This window comes from Kitasatospora sp. P5_F3 (assembly GCF_054049135.1).
Genome location: NZ_JBFUMY010000026.1, coordinates 1 through 23607 on the forward strand (window position 1 = coordinate 1; position 23607 = coordinate 23607).

Genomic DNA, 23607 nt, shown 5'->3' on the forward strand with positions numbered 1-23607 from the left:
TCGAAGACGGCCGGGTCGGTGCCGTGCCGGTCCTCCATCTCGCGCAGGTCCTGGGCCTGCCGGTGCACGATCGCCTGCACCCGGCGGGCGATGTTCACGAACGCCCGCTGGGCCGACTCGCGCAGCCCCTCCTCGGCGTCGACCGCTTCGAGCACCGTCCGCAGCACGGCCTGCCTGGCCTGCTGGAAGCCGGGCGAGTCGGCGCCGGGGGACAGCTCGCGCAGCACGTCGTCCAGGAACTCACCGGCCTGCAGCCGGGCCACCGCCAGCGGCAGCACCTCGGCGAGCTGGACGGTCTCCGCCTCCTGGGCGGCCAACTGGCCTCTGAGCTCCGCCTCCTGGCGGGCCGCGCGTTCGCGCAGGGCGGTCAGCGCGCGGCCTCGGCGGGCCGCCTCGGTCGCCACCAGGGCAACCGCCAGGGTGGCCACCGCACCGCACCAACCAACGGCCGGCCGGGCCTCCTTGGCTATCAGGAAGGTGGCGACAACGGCTGCGGCCGCGGTCAACACCGTGGGCAGGAGCCATCCCAGCGCGCGCGCGGGGCGCAGATCTCCGGGCGTCTCTCCAGCACCAAGCATCAGCGTCCTCAACTGTCGGAAGGTGTACGGACATACGAGCCGCGTACCGGCCTTGGAAGGGCCTTTCCGGTCCTCGCCCACCTTGACGGACACGGGGTGGGCGCGGCTGGGCGGGAGTAGCATAGCCGGTTTTTCGGATCACCCTGACGGGTCCTCAACAGACTGATCGGCTACCATATTTGGGCCTTTCACGTGGCCTTTTGGGCGCAGATCACATGCAGATCACACTCGGACCGCACGGCGACGGCCCGCCGTCGGGGACGGCGGGCCGCGCATTCCGGTGCCGGGTCAGGGGGTCTGACCGCCCGAGGCGGGCTTCAGCTGGACCCAGCCCGCGGTGCTCGGCGCACCCTCCTCGTTCAGCAGGAAGACCATGTAGTAGCCGGGCGGCGCGGCGGCCGCCGAGGGCGGCGCCTGCAGCTCCAGGAAGTTGCCCCCGCGGCTCTTGATCCGCAGCTCCAGGTGGCGCTGGCTGGTGTTGACCGAGTGGGTCGCGGTGGTCGGGGCGAGCAGCACCGCGCGGGTCACGTCGTTGGGGGTGCTGCTGCTGACGGTGATCTTCTCGTTGTAGGTGACCGAGGGGTTGAACACCATGCCGAGGTTGGGCCGGCTGCCCTGGTGCAGGTAGGCCGGCTCGTAGATCTCGATGCTGCCGTTCATGTCGTCGCTGACGTCCGGGTCGTTGGCCAGCTGCTGGAGCTCGTCACCGGTCACCATCACCCGGCCGTCCGGCAGCACCACCGCGTTGGAGTGGTAGCCGCGCGGCAGCCGCTGGGCCGGGCCGAGCTTCCAGTTGCCGTTCTCGTCCCGGAGTTCGGTCTGCCGGTACTTCAGGTCGGCGTTCGGGTTGTACGTGCCGTTGCCGTAGTCCCGGATGTCGAAGGCGCCGTTGACGGTGAGCAGGGTGGCATCCGGGAGCAGCAGGGTGTCGTCCTGGGTACGGCCGAAGGCGCGCGGCTGCTGCTTGCTCCACTGGCCGCCGACCAGCTGGTAGGTGTTCGGGTCGTCGCGGTCACCGCCGAGCACCAGCACCGAGTCCGGGCCGCGGAAGCCGGCCGGCAGCGGGACGGCCGAGCCGTAGTTACGGCCGAAGCCCTGCGGCGGCGCCATCGCGCCCGGCGCCGGCGGGTTGTCCGGTCGGGCCGGCAGGGCGGTCCTGGTCTCGGAGTTGATGTCGAAGACCCACTGCTGGTCGGGGCTGCGGCCGAGCCCGTAGATCTTGCCGTCGCGCAGCGAGAACAGGTGCGGGTAGTCCCGCTTGAACGGGGCGTCCGCCTTGAACTTCCCGATCGACCAGCTCTCCGGCTTGTCGGTCTTCGCCACCGGCACCGCCTTGTCGAGAGCCGGGAAGCGCTCGACGATCGCGGTCGGGGTGCCCCAACCCAGCTCGGACTGGCCGGACATGATGAGCTGTCGGCCGTCCATGCCGGTCACCACGCTCGGGTACCAGCGGCCGACCGCCATGTCCTTGTTCTGGTACCAGACCTCCTGCCAGGGGTCGAAGACCAGCGAGAGCTTGGCACCGGAGCCGCCGTTGCCGCCCAGGTTGCCGCCGAAGACGCCGAGCATGCCGTTGGGCAGGAAGGAGTGCCCGGCGCAGAAGAACGGCGCGGGGCGCGGCTGGTTCAGCCCGTCCGGCATGTTCACCACCGGCGGGGTGACCTTGGTGAAGGCGCCGGTGCCGGTGCCCTTGGCCGGGTCCCAGAGGTACGCCCGGCCGGCGTTCTCCTTGCCGATCGTGTCGGTCGGCGCGGGCTCCTTCTGCGGGTTCTTCTCGATCCGCTCGAAGGAGAACAGCAGCACCTTGCCGGTGGGCAGTTGGGCGATGTGCGCGGCGAAGTCGGGGGACTGGAAGTACTCCCGGAACTGCCCGGACTCACTGGGGTCGAAGCCCAGGTTGGCGGCGGCCTGGGACTCCCCCAGTGCCTTCAGCCGTTCGGTCCGGGTGGACTGCGGGTACTCGCCGACCGCGGCCAGCATCTTCCTGGTCAGGGCGTGTTCCTGGGCGTGCTCCTCGCCGAGCACCGCCGCCTCGTCCGGATCGGCCTTGGCCTTGCCGTCGGCCTTACTGCCGGCCGGGGCGGCAGCCGGAGCCCCGGCCGGGGTGTCGGCGTGGGAGTCGGCGTGGGTGCCGGCGGTCGGGTCGTTGCCATGGGCGGCGACCGGACCGGCCACCGAGACGGTCAGCGCGGTGGCGGCACAGACCGCCACCGCGGCCGCGAGCAGCCGCCGGGGGACGGGCGGATTCCTGCGGGACATGGGACTCCTAGCGAAGCTGGGACTGATGAGCCGAGGCGCCGGCGGGAGCGGACGCACCGTCACTCAGTGTTGATTCGTTCACGACTGACTGTCACTTCGGAACGCGCTCCCGGGTGAGCCGGTCCGACCATTCGGCCGGTCGAGTCATTCCGGGCCGAAGCCCTATTGCCGTTCGCATGCATACCGTAGCGTCTCCGTTGCTCCGTGTAACCACCTGACCACCGGGAGGCACCATGCCGACTGAGCTGAAGCTGCGTGAGAGCGAAGACATCCAGGGCGACGTGATCGCCGGTTTCAAGAAGGACCAGATGACCCTGCTGTTCCTCAAGTTCGAGGACGCGGCCAGGGCCCGGACGTGGGTGCGGCAGCTGGAGCCGCAGATCTCCACCACCAGACAGGTCGCCGCGTTCAACGCGGCGTTCCGCAGAGCCAGGCAGGCCTCGGGCGGCGACGATCCGCAGAAGCTCAGAGCGACCTGGATGAACGTCAGTTTCACCTACGAGGGCCTCAAGCAGCTCACCGGAAAGGAGCCGCTCCCCTCGGTGCCCGCGGGCGGCACCCTGGAGGCCTTCAAGCAGGGTTCGGACAAGCGCACGCTGGGCGACGTCGGCGACAGCTCCCCGGCCAACTGGCTGTTCGGCGACGGCAAGGGCCAGACCGTGCACGCGGTGCTGACCATCGCCTCGGACACCCTCCAGGACTTGCAGGCCGCCGTCACCGCCCAGCGGGAGGCGACCGCCCAGGCCAAGATCGTGATCGTCTTCCAGCAGAACGGCGCGACCCTGACCGGCACCCGCCGGGGCAAGGAGCACTTCGGCTTCAAGGACGGCGTGAGCGAGCCCGCCGTCCAGGGCTTCGACGAACCCGACCCGGAGAAGCCCGAGTACGAGAAGGGCAAGCCGGGCACCCGGCTGATCCCGGCGGGCGAGTTCGTGGTCGGGCACCCCCGGATCGGCGGTATCCCGTACGACCCGATGCCGGACTGGACCGAGAACGGCAGCTTCCATGTGGTCCGCCGGCTGGCCCAGGACGTCCCCGGCTGGTGGGCCCAGATCTCCGCCCAGCTCAAGGTGCTGAAGAAGGCCAAGGTGGTGCCGGACGAGGCCACCCCCGAGTGGCTGGCCGCCCGGGTGGTCGGCCGTTGGCGGTCGGGCACGCCGGTGGCCAAGTGCCCGAACGCCGACCGGCCGTTCAACTCGATGTCCGGCGAGGACAACGACTTCGGCTTCCGGAACGACCCGGAGGGCTTCACCACCCCGCTCTTCTCCCACCTGCGCAAGACCAACCCCCGGGACGGTCTGCAGGAGCGCCCGGGCTCCGAGCCGTTCCCGGAGAACCCGGTGATGGACCGTCGGCGGATCATGCGCCGGGGCTCCCCGTACGGCGCGCCCTTCGACCCGGCCTCCGAGGGGCCCGGCGGCCCCGACGACCCGCGCGGGCTGCTGTTCGTCAGCTACCAGTCCGACCTGGTCGAGCAGTTCGAGTTCATCCAGAAGGCCTGGATCAACAACGTGGACTTCCCGCCGAACCGGCCCAACAAGCCGGGCCCCGACCCGGACGTCGGCCCGACCGGCACGGTCAGCTGGGAGTCGCCCGGCGCCTCCACCGAGCTGACGTTCAACCAGTTCGTCACCACCGAGGGCTCGGTGTACGGCTTCGCGCCCTCGCTGACCACCCTGCGACTGCTCGGCGACGGGCGGCTGACCGACAAGCTGCCCAGCACCGTCCGGCCGACCGACGCCTTCCTGGCCGTTCCCGACCTCTACCGGCAGGGCGGCAAGAGCTGGTTCTGGGCCTACGGGACGGGCAGTTCCGGCCCGGTCGCCCGGACCATCTCGATCGCCGACGGCGCCGAGCACCACGACAAGGTGGAGCGGCCCGACCGGCCGCTCTCCACCTGGCCGCAGATCTACACCGGGGTCGACCGGGTGGACGCGGTGCTCCCGGTGCCGGACGAGCAGCGGAAGAACGGCCGCAGCCGGTTCTGGCTGTTCCACACCACCGAGGGCCGCCAGGTCTACCGGCTGATCTCGATCGCCGACCGGGCCGAGTCCGGCCTGCCGCCGGACCAGGCGGGCACGGTCGACCGGGGTGACCGTCCGATCACGGCCTGGGCCTCGTTCGACGGCATCCAGCAGGTGGACGCCTTCCTCCCGGTGCCCGACCAGCAGCGGGAGAACGGCAAGAGCTGGTACTGGGTCTTCCACACCTTCATGGGCCAGCAGGTCTACCGGCTGATCTCGATCGCCGACGGCAGTGCGCACACCGACCTGATCGAGCGTGGTGACCGCTCGATCTCGCTCTGGCAGTCGCTGGCCGGGATCAGCAGGGTGGACGAGTTCCTGGCCCTGCCGGACATGCAACTGGTCAACGGGTTCAGCCTGTTCTGGGTGTTCCACCAGGACAGGTACCGGATCATCTCGATCAAGAGCGGCGCCGGGCATCCGGACCAGGAGGCGGTCGCCGACCGGGCACTGACGCTCTGGACCTCGCTCACCAGCTGACGCCTCCTCATCCCGTACGGGATGTGGCAGCCCTCAGCTCGGTCGCGACTGTTCGCCGGGGCCGTCCGGTACGGCGGCGGCCACCTCGGCCGGCCGGTCCTGCATCAGCAGGTGGCCGGCCGGGCCGGCGGGCTGCGGAGCTGGGCACCGGGCCGGCCTGATCACCGCCGCGGGCCGGTACCGACCGGCGCCGGAACCGATTCGGAGCTTCCCGCCGGACCGTGTATTGTTCTCGGGGTCAGACAGGCGCCGCTAGCTCAGTTGGTTAGAGCAGCTGACTCTTAATCAGCGGGTCCGGGGTTCGAGTCCCTGGCGGCGCACAGACGGTCGGAAGGCCCCTCACTTCGGTGAGGGGCCTTCCGGCGTTTCCGCTCCGGAGCGGGCGGTCGGCCTGTCCAATGGACGACAGCGGCCCAGCAGAACAGGGGCCACCCCAGCAGAGGAGCACACCCCATGCCGAACCCCGCCCAGGGCCACCGGATCGACCTGGTCCACCCCGAGCAGACCGTGACGGTACGGATCGACGGCACCAAGGTCGCCAAGTCGAGCCGCCCGCTGGCGCTGTTCGAGACCGGCCTGCCGGTCCGTTACTACCTGCCGCCGCAGGATGTCGATCTGACGCTGTTCCAGCCGAGCGTGACGCACACCACCTGCCCGTTCAAGGGCGAGGCCTCCTACTGGTCGTTCGGCGACCGGGCCGACGTGGCCTGGTACTACCCGGAGCCACTGGACTCGGTGGCGGCGATCGCCGGGTACATCTGCTTCTACGACACCGTCGCCGAGCTGAGCGTGGAGGGCGAGCTCCCCGGACGGTAAGCCCGGCGTAAGAAAAAACGGGACAAAGGTCCCTAACATCTCCCATACCGTTCGGGGCAGGCTGGGACGGATCGTCTGAATCCGACCGCGTGAGCAACCGTCACAGGTCTCGCAGGAAAGGCCTCCCGTTGCCCCGCACTGCCCCGAACGGTCCCCGTCCGCGCCCCCGGAAGCCCGGTGGCTCCCGTCCCCGCCGGACCGGTTGGCGTCGGCTGATACCGACCTGGCGGTTCACCCTGGTCGGCACGCTGGTCTGCACGGTGCTCGGGGTCGGCCTGTTCGCGCTCGGGCTGACGCTGGTGAAGGTGCCGGACGCGCACGCGCAGGCCACCGCGCAGAGCAACACCTGGCTCTACCAGGACGGCACCCTGCTGGCACGGACCGGGCAGACCAACCGGCAGAACGTCGGCCTGGACAAGATCTCCCAGGACGCCCAGCACGCCGCGCTCGCCGCCGAGGACCGGAACTTCTACCACGAGGGCGCGGTCAACCTGAAGGGCCTGACCCGGGCGGCGTTCAACACCGCCACCGGTGGCAGCACCCAGGGCGGCTCGACGATCACCCAGCAGTACGTCAAGAACACCTACCTGAACCAGAAGCAGACCGTCACCCGCAAGGTGAAGGAGCTGTTCATCGCGCTCAAGGTGGACGCCACCGAGACCAAGGACGAGGTGCTGGCCGGCTACCTCAACACCTCCTACTACGGTCGCGGCGCGTATGGCATCCAGGCCGCCGCCCAGGCGTACTACGGCATCGACGCCACCCAGCTGAACCCCGCGCAGGGCGCCTACCTGGCCGCCCTGCTCAACGCGCCGAGCGCGTACGACGTCTCGACCGCCACCCCCACCGGCAAGCAGAACGCCACCAACCGGTGGAACTACGTGCTCGACGCGATGGTGCAGGAGAACTGGCTCTCCGCCACCGACCGCGCCGCGATCACCTTCCCCGAGGTGAAGGAGCCGAAGAGCGCCCCCGGTCTGGCCGGCCAGGCCGGTTATCTGGTGACCGCCGCGACCGAGTACCTCACCGCGCACAACGTGCTCACCGACGCCCAGCTCGCCCAGGGCGGCTACACCATCAAGCTGACCGTGGACCCGAAGCGGCAGCAGGACCTGGACGCCGCCGTCCGCAGCCAGCTCACCGACCGGCTCAAGCCGGACAGCCGGCCGGTGGACGCCGCCGCGCAGGCCGGTGCGGTCTCGCTGGACCCGAAGACCGGGGCGGTGGTCGCGCTGTACGGCGGGCAGGACGCCACCAAGCACTGGATCGACAACGCCACCCGGCAGGACTACCAGGCCGGTTCGACCTTCAAGGCGATCGCGCTGGCCGCCGCGCTGGACTCCGGCGCGGAGACCCAGTCCGGACAGACCGTCACCCCGCAGACCGTGTACGACGGCCGGAGCAAGCGGCCGGTGGTGGGCGGTCGCGGCACGCCGTACGCGCCGCCGAACGACGGCAACAAGAGCTACGGGCAGATCACCCTGCAGCAGGCCACCGACTGGTCGGTGAACTCGGCCTTCGCCCAACTCGCCCAGGACACCGGGCTGGAGAAGGTCCGGGAGACCGCCGTCGCACTCGGCCTGCCGGCCGACACCCCCGAGCTGAAGGCGCTCTCCTCGATCTCGCTCGGCACCTCCACGCCGAGCGTGCTGGACATGGCCGGGGTGTACGCCACCCTGGACAACGGCGGCAAGCAGACCACCCCCTGGCTGGTGAAGTCGCTGGAGCACGAGGGCGAGAACGTCGCGCTGCCCGCACCCAAGACCACCCAGGCGATCAGCGAGGAGACCGCCAGGACCGTCACCTCGATGCTCCAGGGCGTGGTGAGCGACCCGGGCGGCACCGGGTACCGAGCAAAGGAACTCGACCGGCCGGCCGCCGGCAAGACCGGCACCACCGACGACCTCAAGTCGGTCTGGTTCGCCGGCTACACCCCTGAACTGGTCACCACCGTCGCCCTGTTCGGCCAGGACCCGGTCAGCGGCAAGCAGGTCTCGCTGGACGGGACCGGCGGCGCCGCCGGTGCGGCGGGCGGCAACTTCCCGGCCCGGATCTGGACCGCCTACATGACGGCGGCGCTGGACGGACAGCCCGTCACCGAGTTCCCCGAGCCGACGGGCGGCCGGAGCTGGTCCACCGAACCCTCCTCGACCCCGTCCTCGACGCCGTCCAGCACCCCGAGCAGCACGCCCTCGATCCCGGCCGAGCAGCCGTCGACCCCGGTCGACCCTGACCCGTCCAGCCCGACATCGACGCCCACACCCACCCCCACGCCGAAGCCCACCCCGACGCCGACGCCCACGCCGACCCGGTCGCCCTCCCCGACTCCGCCGGACCCGACCCGGGAGCCGACGACCGACGGCGCGGCCTCACCCAAGGCGGTGCCGACGGGCTGACCGTCGCTCCACGCCTGGCAGGACCGTCGGGCATGGACACCCCTTACCCGACAGTGGGTCGGACTGGCACAATGCGTCGGTGCACAGCTCCTCATCGCCACTCCCTCAGGTCTCCTGGCTCTCCCCCCGGTCGCTCGGCCTCTCGCTCGCCCTGATCTCGGCGCTCGCCTTCGGCGGCTCCGGCACGGCGGCCAAACCGCTGATCGAAGCGGGGCTCTCCCCGCTGCACGTGGTCTGGCTCCGGGTCACCGGTGCGGCGGTGGTGCTGCTCCCGCTCGCGTACAAGCACCGGGACGCGGTGCGGCGCCGGCCCCGGCTGATGATCGGCTTCGGGCTGCTCGCGGTGGCCGGGGTGCAGGCCTGCTACTTCGCCTCGATCTCCCGGATCCCGGTCGGGGTGGCGCTGCTGATCGAGTACCTCGGGCCGCTGCTGCTGCTCGGCTACCTCAAGTTCGTCCAGCGCAAGCCGGTCTCCCGGGCCGCCACCATCGGCGCCGGGGTCGCGGTGGCGGGCCTGGCCTGCGTGGTCGAGGTCTGGCACGGGCTGGCGTTCGACGCGCTCGGCGTCCTGTTCGGGCTCGGCGCCGCCTGCTGTCAGGTCGGCTACTTCCTGCTCGCCGACGCCGGCCGGCAGGGCGACAGCCCGGTCGACCCGATGGCGATCAGCGCGTACGGCCTGCTGATCGGTGCCGTCGCCCTGACCGCGTTCACCCAGCCGTGGACGGCGGACTGGAGCGTGCTCGGCGGTGATGTGGTGATGAACGGGCGGGTGCTGCCCGCCGCCCTGGCCGCCGGCTGGATGGTGCTGATCGCCACCGTGCTCGCGTACCTGACCGGCGTGGTCTCGGTGCAGTTCCTCTCCCCGGCGGTGGCCGCCGTGGTGGCCAATCTGGAGGCCGTGGTCGCCACCGTGGCCGCCTGGTTCCTGCTCGGCGAACGGCTCGGCGGCTGGCAGCTGGCCGGCGGCGTGCTGGTGCTGATCGGCGCCTTCACCGCCCAGACCAGCCGGCCCGCCGAGCTCACCCCGGAGACGGCGCAGCCGCCCGCCGAGCGCAGCGTGGCGGGCCGCCGGGGCTGACGCCGGCTCGGGGCTCGGGCTCGGGAGCCGGGCTCGGGGCTCGGGCTTCGGGGCTCGGGCTTCGGGGGCTGGTCAGGCGTCGGCTACCGGACGAAGGTCACTTGCCGACCCAGCCGAACCAGTCCAGGTGACCCAGCGGCCAGACGACCGCCGACGCCGGGCCGACCACGTCGGACACCGGGACGGCACCGGCCCCCGGGCCGCCTTGGTGGTAGCGGGAGTCGGCCGAGTCGCTGCGGTGGTCGCCCTCCACCCAGACATACCCCTTCGGGACGGTGACCGGGCCGAAGTCCAGACCGGAGCAGGAGTCGTTGCCCGGGTGCAGGTACGGCTCGGACACCGGTGCGCCGTTCACCGTGAGGGTCTTGCCGGTGCACCGGACGGTCTCACCACCGGTCGCGATCACCCGCTTGACCAGGTAGTTGTCGTCCTTCGGCGGCAGCAGGCCGACAAAGCTGAGCGTGCTGCCGACCACGTCCGAGAACGCGTTGTCGGCGGTCGGCTGCCTCGGCAGCCAGCCGCCCGGGTCCTTGAACACCACGGGCTCGCCGGGCTTGGGCTCCCAGCCCAGCAGGGGTGCCATCTTGTTGACGGCGACCCGGTCACCGATCCGCAGGGTGTTCTCCATCGAACCGGACGGGATGCTGAACACCTGGAACAGGCAGGTCTTGATGGCCAGCGCGATCACCAGGCCGAGCACGATCATCGCGGGGAACTCGACCCACCAGGGCAGCCGACGGCGACGTCCGTCGGCCTTGGCTTTGGCCTTGGTCCTGGCCTTGCCGCCGGTCCCGGTGAGGTGGTGCTGTGCGCTGTGCTCGGCGGCGGGGGTCGACGTCTCCACCACCGGGCCGGACTGGGGAAGGGTCACGGATCAGGCCGCCTGCGGGCCGGAGCCCGGTGCGGACTCGGTCGGCGCGGCCAACGCCGCTCGCCTGGTGCCGTCCTGCTGCTTGGACTGGGGCTTTTGGGGCTGGGACTTCCTGGCCATCGCGCTGTACTGCCTTTCCGGAGGTCCGGGGGAGAACAGCACGCTAACGCCGCACAGGAACTGTCGCGAAATCAGACATTTAGCCACCGCAGACAGATTAGGGTGGCTCGCGGGGTTTGTCGGGCCGCAGGAACGGGCCCGGGCCGCCTCAGGACTGGGCGATCGCCTCGTGGTGCCTGATCACCTCGGCGATGATGAAGTTCAGGAACTTCTCCGCGAACACCGGATCCAGGTGCGCGCCTGCGGCGAGTTCCCGCAGCCGGGCGATCTGCGCCCGCTCCCTGGCCGGATCGGCGGGCGGCAGCTTGTGCTCGGCCTTGAGCCGGCCGACCCGCTGGGTCGCCTTGAACCGCTCGGCCAGCATGTGGACCACGGCGGCGTCGATGTTGTCGATGCTCTCGCGCAGGCTGACCAGCTCGGCCCGGACCGACTCGGCGATCCCACCGTTCCCGTCGGCGGCGGCGCCGGTGGCGGCCGTGGAACTGGCCTTGGAACCGGCCGAGGAACCGGCGGGGGTGGCGGCGGAGTTCGTGGACTGATCCGTCATCGGGGTGGCTCCGGAGCTAGCTGACTGGGCTCTCGCAATCTAACAGTGCGGCCACCTGACCAGCCCGGAGTGTGTCACCTTCGTCCGCCATGTGGACACGACGGCGGACCGGTTAACCGGCTTTCAGGACTTCGTGTGGTGTTCGACACGTAGGCTGAACGCGGCATGACCGGAACTGACGGACCATCAGTCCCCCAGCACAGGAGGTACCTGAACATGGCAGCCACCCGTACCGCGCGCACCGCCTGGGAAGGCAATCTGCTCGAAGGCAAGGGCGAGGTCACCTTCGCCTCCTCCGCCATCGGCAAGTTCCCGGTCTCATGGCCCGCCCGCACGGATGAGGCGGCGAACGGGAGGACCAGCCCCGAGGAGCTCATCGCGGCCGCGCACTCGGCCTGCTTCTCGATGGGCCTCTCGCACGCCCTGGCAGGCGCGGGCACCCCGCCCACCGCTCTGGACACCCAGGCCGACGTCACCTTCCAGCCGGGCGCCGGGATCACCGGCATCCACCTGACCGTCGTCGGCCAGGTCCCCGGCATCGACGAGGCTGCCTTCGTGAAGGCCGCCGAGGACGCCAAGGTCAACTGCCCGGTGAGCAAGGCGATGACCGGCACCACCATCACGCTGACCGCGACGCTCGCCTGACGCTGCTCGCCGTCACACCGCTCCCTGACTCTCCGTCCGACAAGTAATGCTGTCTGACGAGAGGGACGGAAGGGGGCGCCGTCACGTACCGGCACGGTTGCCGCGAAACCTGACGAATCACCCTGGCGGCGGTCGCCGTTGCAACTGCGCGCGTCCTATGATCACGGCAGCGCCCTGCTTCCTTGCCGAACGCCATCCACCCGCGTTCTCCGCACCGAACGTCGACCGAACGTCGAGGGCCTCACAGAGCGGTGAGCCGGCCACTGCGGTGCGGTCGGCGGGAGCAGCATCAGCAGCGGACGGGAGCATGCCGTGCCGGGTCGGAACGAGGGGACCGACCGTTTCTGCCCGGTCTGCTCCGGACCACTGGGCCTGGGCGACAGCGGCCCGGACTCACTCGTCGACGCGCTCCAGGCCAGCGAATCCCGTTTCCGCGCGGCCTTCGCCGACGCCGGGATCGGCATGGCCCTGATCGGCTCAGACGACCGGATCATCGAGGCCAACCCGGCCTTCGCCGCCATGATCGGCCATGAGGCACCTGACCTGGTGCGGACGCACATCCACGAGATCATCGACCCCGAGGACACTCCCCGGCGGCTCTATCTGGAGCTGCTCCGCGGCGAGCGTGACCGACTGCGGGTGGAGAAGCAGCTCAAGCACCGCGAAGGTCACGTGGTCTGGAGCAACGTGACCATCTCGCTGATCCGGGACGGCGCCGGGCACCCGATGTACACCCTCGCCATGGTCGAGGACGTGACCGAGCAGCGGCTGCTCGGCGACCAGCTCGCCTACCAGGCGATGCACGACCCGCTGACCCGACTGCCTAACCGCACCCTCTTCTTCGAGCGGCTCAACGCACTCTTCGGGCCCGGTCAGCTCGCCGAAGCCACCGAGGCTCCCGATTCCGCTGATGTTCCCGTGCCCGATCCGGTCGGTCCCGGCGAGCTGGACGGCTCGGCGAGGCCGGACGGTCCGGACGGGCTCCCCGAGCTGACCGGGCTCTCCGGTCAGGGCAAGCGGGTCGGTCTCTGTTACGTGGACCTGGACGGCTTCGCGGCGATCAACGAGACCCTCGGGCACCATGTCGGCGACGAGCTCCTGGTGGCGGTGGCCGCCCGGCTGGAGCACGGCTTCGCCCGGGGCGACGGCCGACTGGTGGCCCGGCTGGGCGGCGACGAGTTCGCCGTGCTGGTCTGCGACAGCGACGGGAGCGAGCAGCTGACCACGCTCGCCGCCGAGCTGATCAAGAAGCTGGAGGAGCCGTTCGACGTGGCCGGCCAGCAGCTGGTGGTGACCGCGAGCGTCGGGGTGGTCGAGCGTCGGATCGTCGAGACCACCCCCACCGACCTGCTGAAGGACGCCGACGCCACGCTCTACTGGTCCAAGGCGGACGGCCGGGCCCGCTGGACGCTCTACGACCCGGACCGCGGCGCCCACCAGCTGACCAGGCAGCGGCTGGCCACCGCGCTGCGACCGGCACTGGAGCGCGGCGAGTTCACCGTCGAGTACCAGCCGCTGGTGGGACTGGCCGACGGCACCGTGCACGGCGCCGAGGCGCTGGTCCGCTGGCGGCACCCCCGGTACGGGACGCTCTCCCCCGACCGTTTCATCCCGCTCGCCGAGGAGTCCGGCGCCATCGTGCCGCTGGGCAAGTGGGTGTTGGAGGAGTCCTGCCGGCAGGCCAAGCGCTGGCTGCTGGAGTTCCCCGACGCCGAGACCTTCGTCAGCGTCAACCTGGCGGCTCGTCAGATCTGGGACTCCGACGTGGTGGCCGACGTCGCCCAGGCACTGAAGCTCACCGGCCTGCCCGCCCGGCTGCTCCAGCTGGAGATCACCGAGAGCGCGGTGCTCGGCCCCGGCGGCCGCCCGGTCCAGGCGCTCCAGGCGCTGGCGGACATGGGCATCCGGATCGCCATCGACGACTTCGGCACCGGGTACTCCAACCTCGCCTACCTGTCCCGGCTGCCGGTGCACGTGCTCAAGTTGGACGGCAGCTTCATCGAGGGCTTCCGCGACCCGGCTCCGGGCGGGCGCCCGGACAGTCGCTTCCGGCGCACCGACGCGGACGAGCAGATCGTCGGCGCGATGGTCCAGCTGGCACACGCGCTCGGCCTGACCGTGACGGCCGAGGGCATCGAGAACGCCTCCCAGGCCGAACGCCTACGGCTCACCGGCTGCGACACCGCCCAGGGCTGGTACTTCGCCCGGCCGGGCGAGGCCGAGCGGATCGCGGCCATACTGCGCGAGGGTCGCGTCCGCTCGGCCTGACGGGCCGTCGTGGCTACCGGCCGTCAGCTATCGCTCAACCCGTACGCCTCCGCGATCAGCCCGTACGAGCGCTGCCGCGCCTCGTGACCGTGGATGTGCGAGGTCACCATCAGCTCCTGGGCACCCGTCCGCTTGCGCAGCGCCTCCAACCCGTCGGCCACCTCGCCCGGGGCACCGAGTACGACATTGGCGAGCCAGGCGTCCAGGAACTCGGCCTCGGCCGGGCTGTACGGGTACTGCTCCGCCTCGTCCGGGGTCGGAATCAGTCCCGGTGTGCCCCGGCGCAGCCGGAGCATGGCCAGCCCCGCCGACCGGGCCAGCCGCCTGGCCTGCCGCTCGTCGTCGGCCGCCACCGCGCTCACCCCGATCAGCGCGTACGGCTCGTCCAGGACGGCCGAGGGACGGAAGGACGAGCGGTAGAGGTCGAGCGCGGGGACGGTGTTGGCCGCGCTGAAGTGGTGCGCGAAGGCGAACGGCAGGCCGAGCCGCCCCGCCAGCTGGGCGCTGAAGCCGGACGAACCGAGCAGCCAGACCGGCGGTCGCCCGTCCCCCTGGGGTACGGCGCTGAGCCTGGCGTACGGGTGCCCGTCCGGGAAGTCGCCGTCCATGAAGTGCAGCAGCTCCGAGAGCTGCTGCGGGAAGTCGTCCGGACTGTCCGCCACACCCCGGCGCAGCGCGCGGGCGGTGGCCGGGTCGGTGCCGGGCGCCCGGCCGAGGCCGAGGTCGATCCGGCCCGGGTGCAGCGACTCCAGCAGGCCGAACTGCTCCGCGATGGCCAGCGGCGCGTGGTTGGGCAGCATCACTCCGCCGGAACCGAGCCGAAGGGTGCGGGTGTGCGCGCCGAGGTGGGCCAGCAGCACGGCCGGGGTGGAACTGGCGACTCCGGGCATCCCGTGGTGCTCGGCCACCCAGAAGCGGTGGTAGCCCCAGCGCTCGGCGTTGCGGGCCAGCTCGGTGGTGGCCCCCAGTGCCTCGCTGGACGAGTAGCCGACGCCGATCGTCGCGAGGTCGAGGATGGAGAGCGGGGCCGGGGCGGTGCCCCGGGCCACGCCACGGATGGGGTCGGCGGGCGGGGCCGGCGGTGTGCTCGCCTGCGGCTCGTCCTCGGAGGTCATGCCGGGGTTCTCCCTTCTGACAGGTGCGGGGTATCCGTTCCTGCCGTCGGGACTCAACCAACCGAGCCGGGTGGCCTCCTGTTCCCGGCGGGCGGGCTCGACCGCCGTCGGCCGGGCCGGGCCGGGAGTCACCGATCCTCCGGCCCACCACCCGTTGGTGAGCTGACGATCCGACAGCACCCTTCACCAGGTGGTGAATTAGGGGTGGCGAATTGACGCCAGCGCGAGAAGTCGCCAGCCGTAGGACTCGCGCCGCCGCAATCCCTTCGGGCAGGCTTTCCGATCAGTGGGGCAGTGCATCAGCACGCCCACTCCCACCTGCAAGGTCGGCGGGCTGGACCAGTTCCGCTGGACCCCTGTGAGCCCCTGGAGCGGCACCCCGCCTCAGGGGCTCACGCCAATCCGGACGCGCTCCCCGGGCGGCTGCCGGCTCACCCGGGGCCATATCGTGACACCCGACACACGGGGGTGCTTCAGGGCATGAAACGTCAACCCGCTAGCGTTTACCCCCGTAGTCACTGGGACACCTCCCGGAGACTTGTTGAGGGAGCATCGCCTTGGACGCCGCAGCGCTGGTAGGGCCGGTATGGATCTGCGTACTCGCGCTCTTTGCCGTACTCGGTGACGCCTTCCTGCCCTTCCTCCCGAGCGGCACCCTGGTGATCCTGGCCGTCCTGAACACCGCCGAGGTGGACGGTGCACCGCTGCTGCTCGCGGCCGGTGTCGCGGTGGCTTCCTTCCTGGGCGACTTCGTTCTGCTGAATCTCGCCCGCCGCGGTTCGCCCCGGGTGCAACGTCGGCTCGACGACCGCCCCGAACTGGCGGCCAGCGTCGAACGGCTGCAGCAGTACTTCAGCGGGCAGACCAGTCGGACGGCCGCCGCCGTGGTGATCGTGGCCCGCTTCGTCCCGGCCGGGCGGACCGTGCTCGACCTGGCCGTCGGCCACTCCGCCTCCTCCTCGCGCCGCTTCCTCCGGATGTCGGCGCTGGCCGCGCTGATCTGGGCCTCGTACATCGTGAGTCTGGGCTGGCTGAACAGCCACTGGTTCAACACCGACTGGCTGAGCCTGGCGGTCTCCTGTGTCGCGGCGACCGCGATCAGCACCACGGTGGCCCGGCTGGTACGCCGTCGGCGCCGCGAGCTCGCGCTCACCTGACACTCCCCCAGTTCGACGCTCCGGGCGGGTTTCCCGCCGGCCGGGCTTCCGCCGACCGTCTCCCCTCGGGTGGTGTTCCGGAGAACTGTCCCAAGACTGCAACAGTGCTCCTATCGTGGAGCCGGACGCCCCTTGACTGCGTGTTGTCCCGCAGTGAAGGGGCTTTGAAGTGCTCTCATCCCGCATGGCATGCTGGCGATGAAATATCCATCAATATCCGATTTCTCCGCGTGGACTGTCGGATGCACTACGGCTGGGGAGACCATGGGCAGCATCTCGCGCAGGACCGTGCTCAGCGCCACCGCGGCCACCGCCGCCCTCGGAGCGGTGGCCGCCTGTGGTGACAGTGGCTCCGGGACCGGCGGTTCGGGAGCCGACACGTCCAAGCCGGGCAGCCCGGCGGCGAGCGGCGGTTCGAGCACCGCGCCGGTGAAGGGCAAGCCGATCGGGGACGGCTCCGCATCGGACACCGGGGCTCAGCCCAACCAGCCGAAGCCCGAGAAGCTCAAGCCCGGTGAGCGTCCGCCGCAGTTCGTGGTCTTCTCCTGGGACGGCGCCGGCGGCACCGACGACAACCAGTTCCCGAGGTTCCTCAAGCTGGCCGAGCAGTACAAGGCCACCATGACCTTCTTCCTCTCCGGCATCTACACGCTGCCGAAGAGCAAGTCGAACCTCTACCACCCGCCGCAGCACTCGGTCGGCGCGTCCGACATCCCGTTCCTCTCCGACAACGCGGTGAAGAGCACCATCAAGCTGATCAGCCAGGCCTGGCTGGCCGGGCACGAGATCGGCACGCACTTCAACGGGCACTTCTGCTCCACCCGCTCCGACGGCAACGGCGTCAACAAGTGGAGCCCCGACGACTGGCAGAGCGAGATCGACCAGGCCGTCTCCTTCGTCACCCAGTGGAAGACCAACACCGGCTTCACCGACGTCGACCCGCTCCCCTTCGACTACAAGAAGGAGCTGATCGGCGCTCGGACCCCGTGTCTGGAGGGCCAGAAGACGCTGCTGCCGACGGCGGTCAAGCTGGGCTGGAAGTACGACGCCAGCTCGCCGGGCGGCCTGCAGATCTGGCCGCAGAAGGTGCAGGACGGGAAGATCTGGGACTTCCCGCTGCAGTCCATCCCGTTCCCCGGGCACAGCTTCCAGGTGCTCTCGATGGACTACAACATCCTGGCCAACCAGTCCGCGGGCAGCACGAAGGGTGACCCGGCCAAGTACGACGCCTGGCGCACCCAGGCCAAGGACGCCTACCTGGCCGGCTTCGACCGCGCCTACAACTCCAACCGCGCGCCGCTGTTCATCGGCAACCACTTCGAGCAGTGGAACGGCGGCATCTACATGGACGCCGTCGAGGAGGCGCTCAAGGTGATCGCGGGCAAGCCCGAGGTCCGGCTGGTGTCGTTCCGTCAGCTGGTCGAGTGGCTGGAGGTCCAGGACCAGTCGACACTGCGGAAGCTGCGGACCCTCGGCGTGGGGAAGGCTCCCGCGGAGGGCTGGCCCTCCTTCCTCGGCTCGGCGGGCTGACGCCCGGGGGTTCCTCCCGGCGAGTGCCGCCGCGGTGAAGACGGACAGTTGACGGTGAGTCAGACCATGACATCCGTCATCCGGATGTCATCACCGGCGGCACTGCCGGGCGGTACCCCTGTCGCGGGATTCTCATGGAGGCAGCAGACAGCCGCCGGGGAATCATCGGACAGGGGAGACAGTGATGGCACTGACCACCAGCACTCGGATCGACGGCAGCGCCCGTACCGACGGCGGCACTCGGACCGACTCCGCGGCCACTGACGCACGCGGCACCGGGGTGGACCCGAGGATCGCCGGGCTCGCACCGCTCGCCGTCGACGTGGCGCTGCCGCTGGCCGTGTACTTCACGGCCCACTCGCTGCTGGGGCTCTCGCTGGTCACCGCACTCGGCCTCGGCAGTGCGGTGCCGGCTGTCCGGACGGTGGCGAGCCTGGTGCGGCGGCGTCCGGTGAACGCGCTCGCGCTGCTGATGCTGACCGTCAACGTGGCGGGAATCGCCCTGTCCGCCGTGGCGGGTGACGCCCGACTGATGATCGCCAAGGACGGTGCGGTCTCCAGCGTGATCGGCGGCGCCATCGTGATCTCGGCGCTGCTCGGCCGGCCCGCGATGAGCGCCGGTCTGCGGCCCTTCCTGGTCAAGAACAGGGCCGACCGGGAGGCGGCCTGGCTGCGGCTCTCCGCCGGGGACGACGTCTTCCGCCGCAACGAGCGGAGCTTCTCCCTCGCCTGGGGCACCGTCCTGCTCGTCGAGTGCGCGGCCAAGATCATCGGCGCCTACGTCTTCCCCGTCGAGACCATGGTCTGGCTGGGGCCGGTGATGCTCTCCGCCGCCATCACGGTCGGTATCGCGGTCGGCAATGTCTTCGCCGGACGGATGGCCGAGCGTCTCGGCGCCGAGAGCGTCTGACCCCGACGCGGACCTGCCGCCTCCCCGTCCCCTGCTGCCTCGGGCCCCTCCGGACTTCCTCCGGAGGGGCCCGAGGCGTTGCTCGGGCGGAGCTGACATCTCGTCACCGCAGGTACCCCGGGCTCCGACCGGGCTCCGACCGGGTCAGCCCGCGAGCAGCCGCAGCACGATCTGCTCGGCTCCGACCGGGCCGGCCACGATCGTGTAGTGGTTGGTGTCCTGCACCAGGGTGGCGCTGACCCGCTCCAGGTCGAGCCCCGCGAGCGCGATCCGCTCCACGTCGTACAGCCCCTGCGGCTCGTCCATCAGGCCGCGCTCGGCCCACAGCAGTTCCGCGGGCAGCGGCAGGCGGTGGACCGCGCCTGCGGCGTCCTTGTCGAGCAGGACCTCGCCGCCGTCCTGCCGAATCGCCTCCGGCACGCAGGAGGACCGGAGTTCGGGCTCGGTGCCGACCAGGTCCCGCTGGATGTAGGCCTCGAGCTCGGCCGTCCACGCTCCGGCGAAGGACGGGTGCTGCTGCCAGAACGCCCGGTAGGCGTCCCGGCTCGGGAAGGTCATCGACAGCCGGGCCAGCGCCGGACCGAGCACGGCGGCCAGCGCGGCGTCCTCGGTCACCCCGACCGGCAGCGGGAAGCTGACCGCCCCGTCCACGAGAAGCAGTGAGGACGCCAGCTCGGGGTGCCGGACGGTGGCTAGCGCGGCGATCCAGGCGCCCATCGAGTGCCCGGTGAGCCGGACCGGGCCGAGGTCGAGCGCGGACACCAGGGCGGCCACATCGTCGGCGTGCCGGGCCAGGCCGTACGGCCCGGTGACCGTCCGGCTGGCTGCCCGGCCGCGCAGGTCGGGCGCGATCAGGGTGGCCCGGCCGGCCAGGCAGCGGGCCACCTCGCTCCAGGCCAGGGCGTTCGCGGTGATGCCGTGCAGAGCCAGCACGGTGGGGGCATCGGGGTCGGTGGCCGGCCACCGAAGCACCGTCAGATCGCCGCCCGGGACGGGGACGGTCAGCTCTTCGTACTGGGCAGGTCCGGAGCTCACGTGGTGCCACCTTCCAGGGAGTGGGCCGGGCCGGGAACTCCGACCTGGTCGGCTTTGGAACGGCCGGCCCGGATACGAGCTGGCAGCTTAGCCAGGCCACCCGGGAGCAGATAGACCACCGCGACGAACAGTGCACCGAGCAAAAAGAGCGGCTGCGACAGCGGTACTCGGAGCACAGCCGGGAGGTCCGCGATGGCCGAGGAGTTCGCCAGATCACCCAGCCGGTGACCCGCCCAGGTGTAGAGGACACCGCCGAGCAACGGGCCCCACCGAGTGCCCGAACCGCCGAGCACGACCATCACCAGCAGCGCGAGGGTCGCGTCCGAGGTGGCTGCCTGCGGCGTCGCGCCACCGGTCAGCAGCAGGTAGACGACCCCGCCGGCGCCGGCCAGGCCGCCGGCGATGACGAAGGCCACCAACTTGAAGCCGTAGGGGCGCAGGCCGAGCACCTCGACCCGGCGCTCGTTCTCCTTGATGCCCTCCCAGATCCGGCCGGTGGGCGAGCTGACGGTCCACTGGACGACGGCCAGGGTCAGCACCAGGTAGCCGAGTGCGATCCAGTAGAGGTTCGCGGTGTTCTCGATCCCGACCAGGCTGTCGGGCAGCATCTCGACCGGCGCGGCTCGCCCCTCTTCCCCGCCGGTCACCCCGCCGGGGTTGCGCTGGACCAGGATCGAACCGGCCTGGGCGAACGCGAGCGTCACCATGGAGAACCCGATCCCGGTCACCCGCAGGCTGACCGAGCCGAGCAGCAGCGCGAGGCTGATGGAGCAGCCGATGCCGAACAGTGCGGCGGCGGCGAACGGGAGTTGGAGTTCGAGCATCGCGAGGTCGGTCGCGTAGAGACCGGTGGCGAAGTAGAGCGCATGCCCGAACGAGAGCAGACCGGTGCGGCCGAGCAGGAGGTCGTAGCCGGTGGCGAGTGCCCCGTAGACCAGGCAGAGGGCGATGAGTTGCAGGCTTCCCGGACTGCCGAGCGGGCCGTCGAGCAGGCCAGGGAGCGGAAGCGCACTGTATGGGGCGACAAGGAACAGGATCAGCAGAGCGATCGGCCACCAGCGTAGCGCTCTGTGTATGAGTGTCGAGCGTTCCGTGATTGATTCACCTGTTCGAGGGATGGCGCGATCTGCACTCCCTGGAGCAGACTTGCCGTCAGCGGCACTTCCGGTGCTCGTGGTTGAGGTGTCTGTGCTCACGCGAGCCTCCCGGTGAGTCCGCGCGGTCGTACCAGGAGCAGTACGGCCAGCAGCACGACGACCGAGAGGTCGCCGAGCCCGGCAGCGGTGTAGTAGTTGGCGAACTGCTGGACAAGGCCCACCGCGACGGAGGCCACGGCCGCTCCGGTGACGGAGCCCATGCCTCCCATCACGACCACGACGAAGGCGAAGATGAGCAGGCTGGTCCCCTGGCCGGGGTGGACCGAGCCGAAGTAGAGGCCGCTCAGCGCCCCGCCGAGTGCGGCGGCCGCGCCGCCGATCGCGAAGACCAGCGTGAACGCCTTGCGAACGTCGATACCCAGGGCCGTGACCATCGCGCGGTCCTCGACGCCGGCCCGGACCACCAAGCCGTACCGGGTCCGGCTCAGGAAGAGCCGCAGCGCCACCAGCACGAGGGCCGCTGCCGCGAGCAGGACGAAGCGATTGACCGGGACGATCGCGCCGAACAACCCCACCGTGCCGGAGAGCGCGGCGGGTTGGGGGAAGGGACGGGAGTCCGCCCCCCAGATCCCCATCAGGAGCGCGGGCACCGCGAGACCGACACCGACCGTGGCCAGGATCTGGTCCCGAGGCCGGTTGTAGAGAGGACGGATCAACACCAGTTCGAGCAGGACGGCCACGACCGTCCCGACCGCCGTGCCGAAGACCACCGCCAACCAGAAGCCCATCCCTCCCTCGGTGCCCGCCCACCAGGTGGCGTAGGCGCCGACCGAGAGCAGCGCCCCGTGGGCGAAGTTGAGCACGTCCATCAGACCGAAGATGAGCGAGAGCCCGGAGGCGACCAGGAAATACAGCGCACCCAGTCCGAGACCGGTACAGGTGAGGAGGACGACAGTGTCCATCAGGGAGCCACCTCCGTGGTGACAGCGGCAGTCGGAGCGACGGGAGGAGGTACGGCAACGGTCGGCGTGGGCGCCGGGCCGGGGACAGGGGTAGCGGCAGGCGAGGGCCGGCCGACACCGAGCAGTCGGCGGGCGGCCTCCTCGTCGGCGAGCAGCTCGGCCGTGCCACCACGGTGGGCGGTCCGGCCGTCGGCCAGCACGGCACAGGTGCCGGCCAGCCGGCGGACCAGGGCGAGGTTCTGCTCGACCAGCAGGACGGGCACCGTCGCGGCGGCCCGCTCCAGTACGTCGGCGACCTCGGCCACGATCTTCGGCGCCAGTCCCTTGGTCGGCTCGTCGGCGATGATCAGGCGATTGCCGTTGAGCAGGGTCCGCCCGATCGCCACCATCTGCTGCTGACCGCCGGACAGCGTCCCGGCCAACTGCCCGGCCCGCTGCTTGAGTTCCGGGAAGAGCTCGTGGACCAGGTCGTACTCCGGGGAGCCGTCCCGTTCGGCCAGCCGGAGGTTCTCGGCCACCGTCAGCCCGGCGAAGATCCCCCGGTCCTCCGGGGCATAGCCGATGCCCTGACGGACCACCAGATGGGTCGGCAACTTGACCAGTTCGGCGCCCGCGAACCGCAGGCTCCCGGTGCGCGGCACCAGCCCCATGATCGCCTTGACCGTGGTGGTCTTCCCCGCGCCGTTGCGCCCGAGCAGGGCGGTGACCCCGCTCGGCGCGACGTCCAGGTCCACCCCGTGCAGGATGTGCAGCCCGTCGATCACCACCCGCAGATCACGGACCGTCAGCAACGGCTCCGGACCAACGGCGCCAGCGGCACCGGCACCGGCACCGGCACCGGCACCGGCACCGGCACCGGCGTCAACAGTCTGACCGGTGGTCAGGAAGGAGGAGTCCGTCACAGTCCCTCTCCCAGGTAGGCCTGCTGCACGGTGGCGTCCGCCATCACCGCAGCAGGGGTGTCGAGCGCGAGCAGCGTGCCGTGGTGCATCACGGCAAGCCGGTCCGCGAGGCCGAGCAGGACGTCCATGTGGTGTTCCACCATCAGCACGGTGCGGCCGAGGTCCCGGTGCACCGAGCGGATCAGCGCGGTCAGGGCCGGGACCTCCTCCGCGCTGACTCCGGCCATCGGCTCGTCCAGCAGGATCAGCCGGGGATCGGAGACCAGCAGGACGGCCAGCTCGAGCTTGCGCTTCTCGCCGTGCGACAGCGCGCTCGCCAAAGTGTCGGCCCGGTGGGCGAGTTCGGTTCGCTCCAGAGTCTCGGCGACCTGCCCGGTGTACCGGCCGGCCCGGCGCCAGATCCGGTACGAGGCGCTCGGCCCGGCCGCCGCCTGAGCGGCCAGCCGGACGTGGTCGGCCACCGTCATCCCGCTCCACAGGGAGGAGGTCTGGAAGGTGCGGCCCAGGCCACGGCGGGCCCGGCCGTGCACCGACTCGGTGGTGATGTCCGCACCGTCGAGCTCGATGGCCCCATGCGTCACCGGGTAGATCCCGGAGATCAGATTGAACAAGGAGGTCTTGCCCGCACCGTTCGGGCCGATGAAGGCGATGAACTCACCCTCGTGCACGTCGAAGGAGACGTCCTCGACGATCGGCACCCCACGGACGGACCAGCCCACCCCGCGCAGCCGCAGCACCGATTCGACCGAGGCTGCCGCCGAGGCTCCCACCACACCCACCGAGGCGACTGCGGCTGCGGCTGCACGGCTCGACATCC

The 23607-nt window shown here is 70.8% G+C and carries 18 protein-coding genes, 1 tRNA gene and 1 pseudogene; 10 read left to right on the plus strand and 10 right to left on the minus strand.

All coding sequences use genetic code 11. The features are described from left to right. Together ACXJMZ_RS17275 and ACXJMZ_RS17280 are read right to left on the minus strand one after the other, a co-directional pair. Positions 1-509, minus strand: a pseudogene (locus tag ACXJMZ_RS17275) (ATP-binding protein); the annotation flags it as partial. A gap of 357 nt (positions 510-866) precedes the next feature. After that, on the minus strand, positions 867-2837 hold the full coding sequence (locus tag ACXJMZ_RS17280) for a galactose oxidase-like domain-containing protein (RefSeq protein WP_457030924.1): 1971 nt from the start codon (positions 2835-2837) through the stop codon (positions 867-869). Positions 2838-3070: 233 nt separating this feature from the next. Between ACXJMZ_RS17280 and ACXJMZ_RS17285 the strand changes: the two genes are divergently transcribed. From ACXJMZ_RS17285 to ACXJMZ_RS17305, 5 genes are all read left to right on the plus strand, one after another. Next, complete coding sequence (locus ACXJMZ_RS17285; protein WP_457030925.1) at positions 3071-5341, plus strand: Dyp-type peroxidase; 2271 nt, start codon at positions 3071-3073, stop codon at positions 5339-5341. 246 nt (positions 5342-5587) lie between these two features. Beyond that, positions 5588-5661: transfer RNA gene (locus tag ACXJMZ_RS17290), tRNA-Lys, on the plus strand. A 133-nt stretch (positions 5662-5794) separates the two neighbouring features. Further along, positions 5795-6157 (plus strand): DUF427 domain-containing protein, encoded by a 363-nt coding sequence (locus ACXJMZ_RS17295; protein ID WP_457030926.1) that lies wholly within the window; start codon positions 5795-5797, stop codon positions 6155-6157. Positions 6158-6285: 128 nt separating this feature from the next. After that, positions 6286-8553 carry a transglycosylase domain-containing protein gene (locus tag ACXJMZ_RS17300; RefSeq protein ID WP_457030927.1) on the plus strand — a complete coding sequence of 756 codons (2268 nt, stop codon included), beginning with the start codon at positions 6286-6288 and terminating at the stop codon, positions 8551-8553. Positions 8554-8632: 79 nt separating this feature from the next. After that, entirely contained in the window at positions 8633-9631 is a 999-nt protein-coding gene (locus ACXJMZ_RS17305; RefSeq protein ID WP_457030928.1) for an EamA family transporter, read from the plus strand. A gap of 97 nt (positions 9632-9728) precedes the next feature. Here ACXJMZ_RS17305 and lepB read toward each other — a convergent pair whose 3' ends face one another. Then, complete coding sequence (gene lepB / locus ACXJMZ_RS17310; RefSeq protein ID WP_457030929.1) at positions 9729-10502, minus strand: signal peptidase I; 774 nt, start codon at positions 10500-10502, stop codon at positions 9729-9731. 268 nt (positions 10503-10770) lie between these two features. Further along, positions 10771-11061, minus strand: coding sequence for a chorismate mutase (locus ACXJMZ_RS17315; protein ID WP_057237840.1), 291 nt, complete (start codon positions 11059-11061; stop codon positions 10771-10773). 324 nt (positions 11062-11385) lie between these two features. On the opposite strand from ACXJMZ_RS17315, the gene ACXJMZ_RS17320 reads away from it, so the two are divergent. Next, positions 11386-11814, plus strand: a complete 429-nt coding sequence (locus tag ACXJMZ_RS17320; RefSeq protein ID WP_457030930.1) for an OsmC family peroxiredoxin — start codon at positions 11386-11388, stop codon at positions 11812-11814. Positions 11815-12126: 312 nt separating this feature from the next. Continuing rightward, positions 12127-14082 carry a putative bifunctional diguanylate cyclase/phosphodiesterase gene (locus tag ACXJMZ_RS17325; protein WP_457030931.1) on the plus strand — a complete coding sequence of 652 codons (1956 nt, stop codon included), beginning with the start codon at positions 12127-12129 and terminating at the stop codon, positions 14080-14082. Between the two features lie 23 nt (positions 14083-14105). Here ACXJMZ_RS17325 and ACXJMZ_RS17330 read toward each other — a convergent pair whose 3' ends face one another. Continuing rightward, positions 14106-15197 (minus strand): LLM class flavin-dependent oxidoreductase, encoded by a 1092-nt coding sequence (locus tag ACXJMZ_RS17330; protein WP_457030932.1) that lies wholly within the window; start codon positions 15195-15197, stop codon positions 14106-14108. Between the two features lie 557 nt (positions 15198-15754). Here ACXJMZ_RS17330 and ACXJMZ_RS17335 point away from each other — a divergent pair. The 3 genes from ACXJMZ_RS17335 (at position 15755) to ACXJMZ_RS17345 (ending at position 18794) form a co-directional block, all read left to right on the plus strand. Continuing rightward, entirely contained in the window at positions 15755-16354 is a 600-nt protein-coding gene (locus ACXJMZ_RS17335) for a DedA family protein (protein ID WP_457030933.1), read from the plus strand. Positions 16355-16618: 264 nt separating this feature from the next. Next, positions 16619-17884 (plus strand): hypothetical protein, encoded by a 1266-nt coding sequence (locus tag ACXJMZ_RS17340; RefSeq protein ID WP_457030934.1) that lies wholly within the window; start codon positions 16619-16621, stop codon positions 17882-17884. Positions 17885-18068: 184 nt separating this feature from the next. Beyond that, positions 18069-18794 (plus strand): VC0807 family protein, encoded by a 726-nt coding sequence (locus ACXJMZ_RS17345; protein ID WP_457030935.1) that lies wholly within the window; start codon positions 18069-18071, stop codon positions 18792-18794. A 144-nt stretch (positions 18795-18938) separates the two neighbouring features. On the opposite strand, the gene ACXJMZ_RS17350 is transcribed toward ACXJMZ_RS17345, so the two are convergent. From ACXJMZ_RS17350 to ACXJMZ_RS17370, 5 genes are all read right to left on the minus strand, one after another. After that, positions 18939-19829, minus strand: coding sequence for an alpha/beta fold hydrolase (locus tag ACXJMZ_RS17350; RefSeq protein ID WP_457030936.1), 891 nt, complete (start codon positions 19827-19829; stop codon positions 18939-18941). Beyond that, positions 19826-20947 carry a branched-chain amino acid ABC transporter permease gene (locus ACXJMZ_RS17355; RefSeq protein WP_457030961.1) on the minus strand — a complete coding sequence of 374 codons (1122 nt, stop codon included), beginning with the start codon at positions 20945-20947 and terminating at the stop codon, positions 19826-19828. The genes ACXJMZ_RS17350 and ACXJMZ_RS17355 overlap by 4 nt, the downstream gene beginning before the upstream one ends. Before the next feature lie 74 nt (positions 20948-21021). Next, positions 21022-21888 (minus strand): branched-chain amino acid ABC transporter permease, encoded by an 867-nt coding sequence (locus ACXJMZ_RS17360; RefSeq protein ID WP_457030937.1) that lies wholly within the window; start codon positions 21886-21888, stop codon positions 21022-21024. After that, on the minus strand, positions 21888-22661 hold the full coding sequence (locus ACXJMZ_RS17365) for an ABC transporter ATP-binding protein (RefSeq protein ID WP_457030962.1): 774 nt from the start codon (positions 22659-22661) through the stop codon (positions 21888-21890). The genes ACXJMZ_RS17360 and ACXJMZ_RS17365 overlap by 1 nt, the downstream gene beginning before the upstream one ends. 125 nt (positions 22662-22786) lie before the next feature. After that, the gene (locus ACXJMZ_RS17370; RefSeq protein WP_457030938.1) at positions 22787-23605 is read right to left on the minus strand and encodes an ABC transporter ATP-binding protein; all 819 of its coding nucleotides are present in this window, start codon (positions 23603-23605) and stop codon (positions 22787-22789) included. Positions 23606-23607: the final 2 nt, after the last annotated feature.

What these genes read in the sequence shown, in the direction of transcription:
- ACXJMZ_RS17370 (WP_457030938.1), bottom strand. Translation starts at nt 23,605, where the DNA reads ATGTCGAGCCGTGCAGCCGCAGCCGCAGTCGCCTCGGTGGGTGTGGTG.
- ACXJMZ_RS17360 (WP_457030937.1), bottom strand. Translation starts at nt 21,888, where the DNA reads ATGGACACTGTCGTCCTCCTCACCTGTACCGGTCTCGGACTGGGTGCG.
- ACXJMZ_RS17345 (WP_457030935.1), top strand. Translation starts at nt 18,069, where the DNA reads ATGGCACTGACCACCAGCACTCGGATCGACGGCAGCGCCCGTACCGAC.
- ACXJMZ_RS17320 (WP_457030930.1), top strand. Translation starts at nt 11,386, where the DNA reads ATGGCAGCCACCCGTACCGCGCGCACCGCCTGGGAAGGCAATCTGCTC.
- ACXJMZ_RS17330 (WP_457030932.1), bottom strand. Translation starts at nt 15,197, where the DNA reads ATGACCTCCGAGGACGAGCCGCAGGCGAGCACACCGCCGGCCCCGCCC.
- ACXJMZ_RS17340 (WP_457030934.1), top strand. Translation starts at nt 16,619, where the DNA reads ATGGGCAGCATCTCGCGCAGGACCGTGCTCAGCGCCACCGCGGCCACC.
- ACXJMZ_RS17280 (WP_457030924.1), bottom strand. Translation starts at nt 2,837, where the DNA reads ATGTCCCGCAGGAATCCGCCCGTCCCCCGGCGGCTGCTCGCGGCCGCG.
- ACXJMZ_RS17285 (WP_457030925.1), top strand. Translation starts at nt 3,071, where the DNA reads ATGCCGACTGAGCTGAAGCTGCGTGAGAGCGAAGACATCCAGGGCGAC.
- ACXJMZ_RS17295 (WP_457030926.1), top strand. Translation starts at nt 5,795, where the DNA reads ATGCCGAACCCCGCCCAGGGCCACCGGATCGACCTGGTCCACCCCGAG.